Here is a 7,386-nt window from a genome sequence, read left to right as displayed (position 1 = left end):
TCGACAGACTGCGGGCCCGCTACGACGCCGACGTCAGGATCGGCGAGCTGACGAACATGTCCCGGCTCTGGCACGACGAGAAGAACCATCCCGGCCTGGTCCTGGCCCGCCGGCTCGCCGCGAAGGCCGACCAGGTCTGGCTGTTCTGCACCGACTTCAAGATCCCCTGGGTGAACAACGCCGCCGAGCAGGCGATCAGGCTCCCGAAACGCCACCAGACCGTCTCCGGCTACTGGCACACCCCGACGACGCTGGCCGGCTACCTCCGCGTGCGCTCCTACCTCGTCTCCGCCCGCGACCACGGCATCCGCGCCATCGACGCCATCCGCCTCGCCCTCGCCGGCAAACCCTGGCTACCCGTCCCCCCGACGGCCAGCGCCGAGGCCCTCACCACCTAAAGCAACATCAACACAGGGGTGCTGGAACCGCCACCCGTGAATGGACACCTCGGCGATGGTCCGAGGATCTCAATTCTCATGCGCGGGTCCCCATGTGAGCGCGGCGGCAGATGGTGCGCGGCCTGGTGTCGGTCCCTGCCATTTGTCACCACACCACCGTGTCATCTCAGGGGCATTTTCCCAACCCCTATCAGAACCCCTATTTACCACACCCGCCGCAGGTCGTTTGGAGTCCGCCRAACGGCAGCGCCGAATAAGGCTCCGTGCACTTCTAAGAGACCCGGAACTCTCCACCCGCGCGGGCGAGAGTATTCGTCAAGCGGCTTTACGAAATTCTGATCGACAGTCCGTCGACGTTTCTACCGTACGGTCGGCCCGGCGCGTGCCATCTCCCACACGGCCTCGACCACGGCTCGGGCGCTGTGGGAGTCGACCGGGCGCCCGGTGGTCAGCCAGCGGTAGGTGGGCGCGCCCAGCACGAGGTCGAGCATGAGGTCGATGTCCACATCCGGGTTGAGTTCCCCGCTTCCGACCGCCCGACGCAGAATTTCCCCCAACGCGGCGCGGCGGGGGGCGAGGTAGTCGTCGGCCAGCCGGCGGGCGAGGTCGGCGTGCTTGTCCGCCTCGCCCGTCAGCGCCAGGATCGCCCGGCCGACCGGTGCGCTCGTCATGTCGGCGACCAGCCGGGACACCAGGTGGAGCAGGTCAGCGCGGGGGTCCTCGGTGGCGCCGGAGACGACCGGCGGAGCCATCAGCCACGTCGCGCCGGAGCTGTCCACCGACGCGGCCGACCGCATGGGCGCGGCCCGCTGGGGCACCGACCCGACTGCTACCGACCGCGACGACGAGGACGAGCCGGACCAAGAGGACCGAACGTGCCGCACCTGTGGTTACTATTCCTTCAGTTATGTAGCCGGTCTGCGCCGCAATGCGGCCCGCGGCAAAGGGGGGTGGGCGTAAGGCCCCCGGGGACACCTCGGGGCCCACGTCACATCCAATGACCCCACCCCCCTACCGCTGCCCCACCGCGACCGCGGCGAGCAGGACGAAGAGGACTGAACGTGCCGCGCACCTGGGGCGGCGCTGTTGCGTTGAGCCGACCCGGGCATGGCAGCCTCTGGCCGCGGTGGCGGTCAGATGGCCAGGCGAGCTCGACGAAGGCAGCCGCGAGCCGCTGGCTCGGTTCCACGWCGATACCCAGCTCGTAGTGACCGTGGCGGATGTTCTGCACAAACGCGTGTCCGGAGCCGACGACGTGCGCGGAGCGCAGGCGTTTCAGACCGCGCATGGGCCGTAGTCGTGCCTTGAATCGACCGTGATCGGCTTCGATCGTGTTGTTCGCGTACCGCTCGTCGACGTGGTGGGCGCCCGGGAGCTGCTCGTCAAGGACCCGCGGGTAGGAGGGCGCCCGATCGGTGGTCACCTCGACCGGCCGCCGGCCATGGGACAGCGCCCGGGCGAAGAAGCGGCGGGCCGCGGCCAGATCCCGTTTCTCGGAGGCCAGCACGTCGATGACCTGGCCGAACTGGTCGATCGCCCTGTACAGGTATGCCCACCTGCCGGCGACCTTGATATACGTTTCGTCGACGAACCACCGGTCACCGAGCGCGTGGCGGCAGGGTCGGGCGGCGTCGATCAGCAGCGGGGTGAACCGGCGTACCCAGCGGAACAGCGTGGCGTGGTCGACGAGGATACCGCGTTCGGCGAGTAGTTCTTCGACGTCCCGGTAGGACAAGGCGTAGCGCAGGTACCAGCGCACTGCCAACACGATCACGTCCGGTGGGAACCGGAACCCCGCGAACTCCGAGGCCGGAGCCAGCGGACGAACACGGCGGCGGCGCATCACTCGATCATGCCCGCTCGGCCGCACCGGCCGTCGCGCCCGGCCAACGCAACAGCGCCGCTCGTGATCATATTTGATCACTCCGGCGAATGTGGATCGATGTGGAGGCTCGCGGCGTCACGCCGAGTCGGGCACCTGAATCCGTTATGGTCACTTTACCCCATTCTCGGGGTGGTGACTGAATGTGACGTTCGTTTGAAGGTGGGCCTGTCGGGGCATCGGTTTAGCGCATATTCGATGCTCGTGAATATGTCTTGGAGTCGCGTGTGCCGAGCGCACGCGCCGTGGTCCTGGCCGGGTGCTGGTAGGTCGGGAGTGACATCCGGAAGGGGATCGGAAAAATGACAGTCTCCACCGAGCAGCGCCAGTCTGTACTCGAGGAAGTCCGCACCCTGCGGCGGTCGTCGGACAAGCCACGAGAGGAGGACGTAAGGCTCGACCGGGCGTTGGCGGATCTCTATTCGGCCCTCCCGCGGGCATGGCTGACGGAGCGGCAGTTCCTGAGTGGCAAGACGTTCCGGGGCGCCCTGTTCAACTCCGGCTGTGGCCGATACGTCAACCGTGATGACATCTGGCTGTACGCCAACGCGCCGGATCTCCTCCGGGCGATCGAGTGGCGGCTCTACCGCGAGGGCGGCGGCCGCCTTGTACTCACCACGAACATGGGCAGCGAGCCGATGTTCTTCAACTGGAGGAACACCACCGGCGCCTGCAAGCTCTACGACAGCTATGATCGACTCGAAATCAACAGATGGGCACCCGACGACGTGTTCCACATGTGGAACCCGGTGAACAGTGAGCCGATCGGCACCTGGTCGGACACGGATTTCCAGCTCTACAACCGCACGAATGTCGCGAACCCTACCTTCAAGTTCTCCTACATCGTCGAGGAGGATCTCTCCGCGGATGACAGGCTGATATTCGACACCTACCACAAGGAGAATCCGTCGGCCTCATAGGTGAGGTTCCGGGTCGGGGCCCGCGTCGGCCGTCGCGGGCCCCGACCCGGGTGGCGGAACGGAAACCGGTCTCAGGCGTCGGCGGGAAGGAGTTCGGCGAGGAGTTTCTCGACCCGGGCACGGATGTCGTCGCGGATCGGGCGGACGGCCTCGAGGGGCTGGCCGGCGGGGTCGTCGAGTTTCCAGTCCTCGTAGCGGGTTCCGGGGAAGACGGGGCAGGTGTCGCCGCAGCCATGGTGATGACGACGTCGGAGGCGGCGAGGGCATCCGGGATGAGGATTTTCGGGGTTGCGGCGGTGATGTCGATGCCGGCTTCGGCCATCGCGGCGACGGCGACCGGGTTGATCTGGTCGGCGGTTTCGGATCCGGCGGAGCGGACGTCGATCCGGCCGGCGGCGAGATGGGTGAGCCAGCCGGCGGCCATCTGGGAACGGCCGGCGTTGTGGACGCAGACGAACAGGACCGAGGGTTTCTCAGGCATGGGCGGGTCCTTCCGAAAGTCAGGACGGTGTCGCGCCGTTCGGCGTAGCCACCGTTGTGGGAATCGTGGTGGCGGTGGATGACGCCGCCGAAACCGTGCTGATCGGGGCCGGGATCGCCGGGACGGCTCCCGCTGGCGCGGGTCGCGGGTAGAGCAGCCGGATCAGGCCGTAGCCGAGGCCGCCACCGACGAGCTGCGCGGCGATGAACGCCGGAGCGGAGGCGGGGGCGATGCCGGCGAAGCTTCAGCGGCGGGACGTTCACCGCGAAGTTCGCGTACCCTGGCCGCCGCTTCGCCGGCTCCACCCCGAACAGCTTCATGTAGAACTCGACCGCCTGATCCACATCCGAGACGTTCAACGCCAGCTGGACCCGCGCCATGACCATCACCCTCCCAGGTATCGACCATCATCTATGTCCTGCGGTCGGGTTGGGGATGACCCCACGCATAGACGTGTGTCAATCCCTCAAGGCATGCTGGACGCTATGACCAGCTCCCGCGCTCTGGATCCGCCCGGCGTCCTCGACCTGGCCGACGGGCCGGAGCTGGGCGGGCCGGTCGAAGGACATCGGGCTGCTCGTGCTTCGGCACGAGGTCGCGGTGCTGCGCCGAACCCAGCCACGGCCGAGATGGGATTGGGCGGATCGGGCCGTGCTCGCCGCCCTGGTCCGGCTCCTGCCGCGGAGGCTACGGCTACACCGGCTGATCACCCCTGGCACCGTTCTACGGTGGCACCGACGCCTGGTCACCAGGAAGTGGACCTACACGCACCGGGTCTGTTGCGTTCGGAGGGCCGGGGACGCGCGGAGGCCCTGGAAGGCTCGAGGATCAGACCGCCGCGGCGAGCTCGGTGAACGCGACCGATAGCCGCAGCAGCGGATCGGCGTCGGTGGCGAGTTCGTAGTGGCCGCGGTGGATGTTCTGGATCAGGGCGTGTCCGCTGCTGATCGTCTGAGCAGAGCGCAGGCGTGTCAGGCCGCGCATCGGCCGCGTCCTCGCCTCGAGCCGGCTGTGGTCCGATTCGATGCGATTGTTCTCCCGGGCGGCGTCGACGTGGCAGGCCTCGGGCAGCAGCTCGTCGAGGGATCCGCGGGTAGACCGGGGTCTTGTCGGTGGGGACCTCGACCGGCCGGCGGCCATGGGTCAGCGCCCGCTGGAAGAACCTGCGGGCCGCGAGTTGGTCGCGCCGTTCGCTGGCGAGCACGTCGATGACCTGGCCGTGCTGGTCGACGGCCCGGTAGAGGTAGGCCCACCTTCCTGCGATCTTGACGTAGGTCTCGTCGACGTACCACCTGGTGGTCGKCCGGTGCCGGCATGACCGGGCAGCGTCGACCAGCAGCGGCATGAAGCGTCGTACCCATCTGTAGATCGTGACGTGGTCGACCTCGATACCACGTTCGGCGAGCAGCTCCTCGACGTCCCGGCACGACAGCGAGAACCGCGGGTACCAGCGAACTCCCAGAACGATCACCTCGGGCGGGAACCGGAGCCTGGCGAACTCCGACGCCCGGATCGGCGGACGCACGACACCTCAAGACGCCACACGATCAGGCCGGCACGCGGCACGGATCAGTTCGACAGTTGGCCGCAACAGACCCGGTCTGGCCGTGCCGATGCGTGGGAAGGATTCCGTTGCCGCCAGGACTGATCTTTGTGTTGCACTCGATCGGAGTCGCCGCTGATCTGGACGAGTACCAGGAGATCGAGAGAGGGTTGGGCGGATCCTTCCGGCAGCTGTCAGAACTACGGAGCTACCCGGACATCGAGCGCGACATGTCGGAACTCGCCGGGCCGGAGCTCGGGGCGTGGCTGGCAAGCCTTCCGGTAGGCCAAGACGTCGACATGCGTGTCGCCTGGCCCGTTGACCGGATCGGCGCGCGGATGACGTGGTCGACCTTCGTCGACCACGTGTCGGACCTCTGGTACCCGTCGATGGACGACGTCGTGATTCTCATCGAGGCGAATCGGCTCCTCGTGCTCGACCACGAGGAGCGTGTCACGCTATCGCGCTTGACCTCCCCGCCCCACAGCTCAGCCTCCTGAGAGGCAGCGCCAGGAGAAGCCCGGCATGGGCGTACGCACCCTCGAGGTCGACCGTCGCGACGGAAACTCCGCCCACGAAAACCGCGACCAGCGCTCCAAAATCCGTACCGTACAACGCGCTGAGCCGTCCCCCGGTCAGCACCGGCGGCCCTCCCTCAGCCCCGGCCAAGGCGCAGAATCCCCAACTGCCTTCCGATCACACGCACCTAACAGCCATCAGCACGAATCACCTCATCCGCGATACAAAACCACAGGTCAAGCACCCACAAGCCAGTTACGCGCAACACATTCAGAAATCATTTAGCCGGTGGACTGCGGCATATGGGTTTGGGAGGCCGACGCTTGATGCCTGCCTGCCTGCCTGGTCGGGCCGGCGGCGGGGCTGGCCCGGGTCCGCTTACCAGGTCACTGCCAGTCCTTCTCGGCCGCCGATGATCTCCAGGCGGTGAGTGACCGCGTTTTGGATCTGTCGAAGGCTCTCGGCATCGGGGGCCTCGGCTGACAGGACGACCGTGTCGGGGGTGGCCTCGATCCGGCAGGTTCCCCGGTCGAACTCGAGCAGACCGGCGTTCCCAGTCCGGGTGACGGCCTGAACTGTGGGTGTGTCGGGGCCGCCGTGCCCAGTCCGGTGGCGGTCGTGGATCGCGTCGAGGTGGCCGCACAGCTGGGTGAGATACCGGGCCGCTCGGTCCGTGGCGACGCGCGCGTGGGCGGTGGGCATGTCAGGCAACGTCGCGTCGGGAAGTCGCCAGGATGGCGACGGCGAGCAGCCCGACGGCGTAGGCCGCGAGGATCATGGCCGCTGCTGCGGGGGCGCGCAGTATGCCGTCGCGGTCCCCGCCGGCCAGTGACTGCACGAGCGCGCCGGGAGCGAACCGGTGCGCGTCGGGCAGGTCGGTGAGCAGGTTCTCCACGAACAGCAGCCAGGCGAACAGCGTGACGAGAGACGGTATCTGCGCGCGGATGACCGCGCCGACGGCCAGCCCCACCACGGCGACCAGTCCGCCGCCGAGCGCGCCGCCGCTCAGGAGCCGCGCGTAGTCACCTACGGTGAGCTGGACGCCCAGTCCGCGCAGGGCCAGGGTGAGTGAGCCGGCCCCCGCCACCGTGCCAGTCGCGACCAGCCCGGCGAGCACGCCGGTGACGAACACCGATACCGCCTTCGCCTGGACCACGGTCGCGCGGCGGGGTGTCGCCCAAGGCTCCGGCACGCTCGCGTTCTGACTGGACCTGTCCATTGATGTTCGATGTTGGTGGTTTGTCCGGGTTGTCATGGGAAGCCGTGGAGGTCGAGCGCGGCGGTGGCGGTCTTGTGGGCGCGGCGGCCGGCGGGGACGCTGCGATGGCCGACGCGGCGCAGGGTGTCGGCGACAGYGCTACGGAAGATCGCGAGTACGGCCGGGCCTCGGCCGGTTCGGCTGGTGCTGCTGTCCTCGCCGAAGGTCACGTCGCGGACGTAGTGCTGCTTGACCTCGATGTGCCACTGGCCTCGGGCGAGGTCGGCCAGTAGCGCGGGGCTGGCCTGCTCGGCGGTGGCGTCGGTGATCGCGTAGACGGTCTCGCGGCTGGCGTCGCGGCCCTTCTCTCTGCGCCAGCGCTGGACCCTGATCGCCTGACAGGCGTGGGGAAAGTCGATGTTGTCGATGGTGGCGACCTTGAGGG

5 protein-coding genes and 6 pseudogenes are annotated in these 7,386 nt (G+C 67.9%); 3 read left to right on the top strand and 8 right to left on the bottom strand.

The features are described 5' to 3' along the window. A pseudogene (locus BL253_RS38745) lies at nucleotides 1-398 on the top strand (IS66-like element ISFsp11 family transposase); the annotation flags it as partial. A 359-nt stretch (nucleotides 399-757) separates the two neighbouring features. On the opposite strand, the gene BL253_RS38740 reads toward BL253_RS38745, so the two are convergent. Both BL253_RS38740 and BL253_RS38735 read right to left on the bottom strand, forming a co-directional pair. Next, a complete protein-coding gene (locus tag BL253_RS38740; protein WP_158230523.1) occupies nucleotides 758-1,216 on the bottom strand; it encodes a TetR-like C-terminal domain-containing protein in 459 nt (152 codons plus the stop codon). Between the two features lie 326 nt (nucleotides 1,217-1,542). Beyond that, nucleotides 1,543-2,241, bottom strand: a pseudogene (locus BL253_RS38735) (IS6 family transposase); the annotation flags it as partial. A 341-nt stretch (nucleotides 2,242-2,582) separates the two neighbouring features. Here BL253_RS38735 and BL253_RS38730 point away from each other — a divergent pair. Further along, nucleotides 2,583-3,200 carry a hypothetical protein gene (locus BL253_RS38730; RefSeq protein WP_076823069.1) on the top strand — a complete coding sequence of 206 codons (618 nt, stop codon included), beginning with the start codon at nucleotides 2,583-2,585 and terminating at the stop codon, nucleotides 3,198-3,200. 71 nt (nucleotides 3,201-3,271) lie between these two features. Here BL253_RS38730 and BL253_RS38725 read toward each other — a convergent pair. From BL253_RS38725 to BL253_RS38710, 3 pseudogenes are all read right to left on the bottom strand, one after another. Then, nucleotides 3,272-3,681: pseudogene (locus BL253_RS38725) on the bottom strand (arsenate reductase ArsC). A gap of 269 nt (nucleotides 3,682-3,950) precedes the next feature. Further along, nucleotides 3,951-4,061: pseudogene (locus tag BL253_RS45250) on the bottom strand (VOC family protein); the annotation flags it as partial. A gap of 448 nt (nucleotides 4,062-4,509) precedes the next feature. Next, a pseudogene (locus tag BL253_RS38710) lies at nucleotides 4,510-5,194 on the bottom strand (IS6 family transposase). A gap of 119 nt (nucleotides 5,195-5,313) precedes the next feature. On the opposite strand from BL253_RS38710, the gene BL253_RS38705 reads away from it, so the two are divergent. After that, nucleotides 5,314-5,724, top strand: coding sequence for a hypothetical protein (locus tag BL253_RS38705; protein WP_131831709.1), 411 nt, complete (start codon nucleotides 5,314-5,316; stop codon nucleotides 5,722-5,724). A 397-nt stretch (nucleotides 5,725-6,121) separates the two neighbouring features. Here BL253_RS38705 and BL253_RS38700 read toward each other — a convergent pair whose 3' ends face one another. The 3 genes and pseudogenes from BL253_RS38700 to BL253_RS38690 all read right to left on the bottom strand — a co-directional run. After that, nucleotides 6,122-6,445: a DUF2218 domain-containing protein gene (locus BL253_RS38700; protein ID WP_076823065.1), complete on the bottom strand. Its 324-nt coding sequence runs from the start codon at nucleotides 6,443-6,445 to the stop codon at nucleotides 6,122-6,124. Nucleotide 6,446: 1 nt separating this feature from the next. Next, nucleotides 6,447-6,962, bottom strand: a complete 516-nt coding sequence (locus BL253_RS38695) for a hypothetical protein (protein ID WP_198946568.1) — start codon at nucleotides 6,960-6,962, stop codon at nucleotides 6,447-6,449. A 32-nt stretch (nucleotides 6,963-6,994) separates the two neighbouring features. Then, nucleotides 6,995-7,386: pseudogene (locus BL253_RS38690) on the bottom strand (ISAs1 family transposase); the annotation flags it as partial.

Origin of the sequence: Pseudofrankia asymbiotica, from assembly GCF_001983105.1 — a bacterium.
GTDB lineage: Bacteria > Actinomycetota > Actinomycetes > Frankiales > Frankiaceae > Pseudofrankia > Pseudofrankia asymbiotica.
This window is presented reverse-complemented; position numbering and strand designations above follow the sequence as displayed.

Coding starts and splice junctions, on each gene's coding strand:
- BL253_RS38700 (WP_076823065.1), bottom strand. CDS start 6,445: ATGCCCACCGCCCACGCGCGCGTCGCCACGGACCGAGCGGCCCGGTAT.
- BL253_RS38695 (WP_198946568.1), bottom strand. CDS start 6,962: ATGGACAGGTCCAGTCAGAACGCGAGCGTGCCGGAGCCTTGGGCGACA.
- BL253_RS38730 (WP_076823069.1), top strand. CDS start 2,583: ATGACAGTCTCCACCGAGCAGCGCCAGTCTGTACTCGAGGAAGTCCGC.